This is a genomic window from Acidimicrobiia bacterium, from assembly GCA_018057765.1.
Classification (GTDB): Bacteria; Actinomycetota; Acidimicrobiia; order IMCC26256; family JAGPDB01; genus JAGPDB01.
Map to the genome: position 1 here is coordinate 1 of JAGPDB010000044.1, position 4,999 is coordinate 4,999.

Annotated in this window: 3 protein-coding genes and 1 pseudogene; 2 read left to right on the forward strand and 2 right to left on the reverse strand. The window is 34.3% G+C overall.

The genetic code is table 11. The features are described 5' to 3' along the window. Positions 1–267 precede the first annotated feature (267 nt). Entirely contained in the window at positions 268–1,605 is a 1,338-nt protein-coding gene (locus tag KBF89_08735; GenBank protein MBP9116407.1) for an AAA family ATPase, read from the forward strand. Positions 1,606–1,608: 3 nt separating this feature from the next. Further along, a complete protein-coding gene (locus KBF89_08740; protein MBP9116408.1) occupies positions 1,609–2,349 on the forward strand; it encodes an RloB domain-containing protein in 741 nt (246 codons plus the stop codon). Positions 2,350–2,720: 371 nt separating this feature from the next. On the opposite strand, the pseudogene KBF89_08745 reads toward KBF89_08740, so the two are convergent. Then, a pseudogene (locus KBF89_08745) lies at positions 2,721–3,746 on the reverse strand (IS91 family transposase). Further along, the gene (locus KBF89_08750) at positions 3,730–4,656 is read right to left on the reverse strand and encodes a tyrosine-type recombinase/integrase (GenBank protein ID MBP9116409.1); all 927 of its coding nucleotides are present in this window, start codon (positions 4,654–4,656) and stop codon (positions 3,730–3,732) included. The pseudogene KBF89_08745 and the gene KBF89_08750 overlap by 17 nt, the downstream one beginning before the upstream one ends. Positions 4,657–4,999 lie beyond the last annotated feature (343 nt).

Sequence of the window (4,999 nt, forward strand, 5' to 3'; positions counted from 1 at the left end):
CATACTTTACACCTTAGATACTACCACCTGCTTGTCGGTCAACATAAAAGTATACCGACAGCCCTATAAGAGTAACGTGGAGCATAGCCCTTTTTTTGTGGGCTGTCGGATACTTTTATAAATGTTACCGGCAAGGCTAAAACAGAATACCTTAGTTAAATCAGCGTGAGTTTTTCACGAAATCTACGAAAAAAAGCTATAAATATGTCGGCATGTAGAAATATACCTTATATTTGCGTGAAATTTTCACGTTAAAACAAAAATACAATGTTAATCAGATTTGTTGCTAAAAATATATACTCTTTCAAAGATGAGACAGAATTTAATCTGTTTCCAAATAAAACACAAAGATTAAAACACCACAAAGTAACTATAGGTGATTTTGAATTTTTGAGATATAGTGCGATTTATGGCGCTAATGGGTCAGGAAAATCAAATTTAATTAAATCAATATCACTATTAGAAACTATAGTAGAAGATGGGAAACTCCCATCAGAGATTGATGATTTTAAATTCAAATTAGATGAAGAAAATTTAAAATCACCAATTTCCCTTGGTGCTGAGTTTATTGCAAATAATAATGCTTATTTCTATACAATTACATTTGATAACGGTAAAATTCTAAATGAATATTTGGCTCACAGCAATAAAGACATTGATGAATTAATTTTTGAAAGAAATATCAATGATGATATTCAACGCATTGAATTTTATAAGGACTATTATAAGACAGAAAAAGAAAAATTGTTCGCAGAAGTTCTCGCAGAAAAATTAGTTCAACCAAATGAACTTTTAATAACATTTTTAAGTAAAAAATATCCTGAAGACTTTAAATCTGTTAAGACAGTTTTTAATTGGTTTGACGATACATTAGTAATTATAAAACCAGATGCAAAGCCAGGTGGCATAGCACACATTTTAGATAAAGATGTATCTATACTAGACTTTGCAAATAAGTTTATCCCAAGTTTAAATACAGGTATTTCTGAAATTGAAATCGAAAAAAAGAAACTCGAAGATTTTTTTGGTAAAGAAGGTGCTAAACTGAGAAAAAAACTAATTGAGGATTTAAAAAACGAACCTAATAAACTTTCTGTAGCTACTCATAGCGAGACAGGTGAAGAGGTTGCTCTTGTTTATGAAAACGATGAGATAATAGCAAAGCGACTGATTACTAAACATACAAATTCGTTAGGTAATAGCATCGAATTCAATTTAGGTCAAGAATCAGATGGAACTAAAAGGTTAATAGACTATATCCCTGCATTTCAAGAAATAATAAGTAATGACAAAGTTTATATAATTGACGAAATAGAAAGAAGCATTCATCCGATGACAATAAAAGAAATTGTAACTAAACTTACTTTGGATGAACAGGTTAAAGGACAACTTATCTTTTCAACACACGAATCTAATTTATTGGATCAAAATATTCTAAGACCTGATGAAATTTGGTTTGCTCAAAAAGATATTGACGGTTCAAGTAAAATATACTCATTAAGTGACTTTAAAATTCATAACACCATTGATATTGAAAATGGTTATCTAAAGGGAAGATTTGGTGGAATACCATTTTTAGGTAATTTAAAAGACTTGAATTGGTAAGCTATGAAATATTTAAGTCGAAATAAAATATACGAGAAAATTGAACCTTTCAAAAATGCAAAGAAGATATACCTGTTTTGTGAAGGTGACAAGGAAGTTAACTACTTTAAATTTTTCCAAGGTTTTGCATCAAACATTGACATTATTCCAATCCCAAATGATAATGGAAAATCTGACCCAATAAAATTAAAGGAGAATTCAGAAATACTTTTTTTCGGAAATGAAACTGTTAGTCCAAAATTTAGCATTTCGAAAGAATTAAAAGATGAAATTTGGTTTGTAATTGATACTGACCGATGGAATGAAGGAGATAAAATAAATGCTTTAAAAGCTTATACAGAAGAAAGAAATGAAGATTATCAAGGGTGGTTTGTAGTTCAAAGTAATCCGTCTTTTGAACTTTGGCTTTATTATCACTTTCATTCTGAAAAACCTCAAGTTGAAGAAGTTTCTAAATCCACAAGTTTTAAAGAGTATGTTGACTTAAAAATTAAGGGTGGATTTGATAATAGAAGTATGCCATTAGAGATTCAAAAAGCAATGTTAATAGCAGAAGCAAACTTTGAAAATCATTACGGACAACCGACACTTTACTCGACTGAAGTTTTTAACCTTGCCAAGCAAATAATTAGATTTACTAAATCTCAATTAGACTTATGTCTCGAAGACTTGAAAAAAAGCCCAGCCGGTAACATTAAGAAAAGTAGGCGAAAATCTGCTCTGATCAATAATATCGAGCTCTGAGCTTAAAAGATTTTCGCTTACTTTTTGTTCAGCGACGCCTGGTTCCAGGTAGGGTGATTAGTAGGGCAGTTTATTTAATTTAATCTGGATTATGTGATTTATTCTCTTGATTTTATATCAATGGAAGCAATACAATATGTGACCATTTATAGCCAGAAAATAAAGTGACGAGAAATTTGAATTGTTCATGGTGCTCATAGTTGTAATCGATTTGGTGGTGCCTTATTGGGTATTGATTTTATAATGGCGCTTACTTCGACGATGGCTTCTGTGCATCGACCTGTCTTAAACACTTCCATGAGCTGATATTTCCCAGTATTACATTTTCTGCACTTTAAAATGTCTATCTGGTATCGTTCTAGCATTTTTAGTTCTATTGGTATTTTGATGATAGGTTTCGATTTAATTTGAAGCTGTTCCTTTATCGCTTCAATTTTTTTCTTCTTACCATGATTTTGCAAATACCCATAATGTCGGATTTTTACATATCGCTTGGGCAGTACATGTTGCTCCATCCTTCGTAAAAATTCTTCTTTTGTTATGGTCAGTACTTTTTGCTTATGATTATCTTGATAATCTTTGTAATTAAAACTGACATGCGTATCGGTGATTGCCTTTATTCGATGATGTGACAATGCTACCTTGTGAGTATACCTTCCAAGATATTCTACCACCGCATTTACATCCTTAAAGGGTGCTTTAGCATATACATTCCATGTTTTAACGGATACTTGTTTGAGTATCTCCGGTATGTCTATGCCATCTGTTTTTAACTTGGTTAGCTTGATCATCTTTCGTAATCGCTTCAGGAATATAGCTCGGTATACTATCTTCATAGCTTGTACCGGAAACAAAAATGTCTCTTCCTTTCTTTTAGGTTCTATCCATTTTCCAGCTTCATCGATACCCCCTCCGCTTACAATACAATGTATATGCGGGTGAAAATTTAATTCCTGGCCCCAGGTGTGAAGCACTCCTGTCACTCCAACAGTACCTCCAAGGTATTTTTTATCCTTACTGAATGTCAATAGAGTATCCTTGGCACTATCAAACAATAATGTAAATAATACTTTCCGATTCCCCATCATTAATCCATTCAATTCATGCGGAACTGTAAATACCACATGATAATACGATGTAGGCAATAGATCCGCCGTCAGCTTCTCTACCCAATCATCTCGTTTATTACTACCACAAAATATACAGTGCCGATTACCGCAGCTATGGTATTGATAATGAATATGGCCACAAGATGCATTATCACATTTGTACACATGTTTACCTTTTGCTTCTGTATGACATGAGGCTATATCTCTGAATACTTTCTGGCTGTAGGTATTAAATGTAGAAACTATTGGATGCGAGAATAAATGTTGGATATCACCTATGCTGCACATCAGTTGATATCCTATCGAAAGGCGATACTAATAATAACCGTTTCGTTTTGCTCAGATGTAAGTACACCATGGTAGTCTCTAGTTTGCTATGACCCAGTAATGTTTTGATCGAATGTATATCTGTACCATGATCCAACATATGTGTCGCAAATGAATGACGCAACGTATGTGCAGATATGTCTCTACCATCCCAGCCTAATCTCTTAATAGCCTCATGTATAAAATGCTGTATACTTCTCTCGTGCATGGGGTATCCTACCTTTTGGCCCTCAAATAAGTATTTCTTCGGTCGATATCTTTTATAGTATTCACGCAATGGTTCTAGTAATGCCTTTGGTAATATCGTGTATCGCTCTCTTGCTCCTTTACCATTCATTACTTTGATTTGATAGAGTTTACTATCGATATGATGGGGCTCTAATAAGCGTAGTTCATTCATGCGTAACCCTGTTCCGTAAAACAAGCTGATCATCATTTTATGCTTTGGATGATCTACACTACTGATTAACTTTTTTACTTCTTCTTCACTTAGCAAAGTGGGTAGCTTACACTCTTTGCGAGGATAGAAACTACTTGGCACTATAAATGGTGATGGTATCACGTGCTTATAAAAGAAACTGCAGGATTGTGCCACTTGATGGCACTTTTCTCGACCAACTTTATATACTGACTTAATGTATTGTATGTAGTCAATGATGTCTTGCGTCTTAATCCTTCTTGGATCTATTTCGTTGTAATACGAAAATAGTAATCGCATCTCTCGCATATAGTTTCCTATACTTCGAGTTGCGTAATGCTTGGCACTCATTACCGATCGCAATTGCATTAATAATGCCTGTGCTTCAGGGTTAAGAATAGTTTTGGCTAAGGTGTAGCGAGCACCTTCTTTCGCTGAAATTGTTGTTTGCATGATTAATTTTTCTTTCATCATTGCAAGCTTGTTGCCAATTCTGATTACTTTAGCAGAGTGTTCAATCGTTGGCTATAGGTTCACCGTAGGTGTCGCTTGAACAAGGGGTTTGCGATAGCGGGGGTTTCGTGCTCCGCAGACATATTTGTGCAAGGTGGAAGTTCAGTTCTCCGAATGAAGTTTAGTGCTAAAACTCCCCGCCATCCCAAACCCCTGAAACGTTAGTGGCAACTCTGTGACGACACTACAAACCTTGAAGATTTAGACAATGAACATACCGAAAGTTATATTTTTTCTAACCATTTTGACCCTGTTGACTTCCTGTAACGGACAGGCAACAACA

Coding starts and splice junctions, on each gene's coding strand:
- KBF89_08750 (MBP9116409.1), bottom strand. CDS start 4,656: ATGCAAACAACAATTTCAGCGAAAGAAGGTGCTCGCTACACCTTAGCC.
- KBF89_08740 (MBP9116408.1), top strand. CDS start 1,609: ATGAAATATTTAAGTCGAAATAAAATATACGAGAAAATTGAACCTTTC.
- KBF89_08735 (MBP9116407.1), top strand. CDS start 268: ATGTTAATCAGATTTGTTGCTAAAAATATATACTCTTTCAAAGATGAG.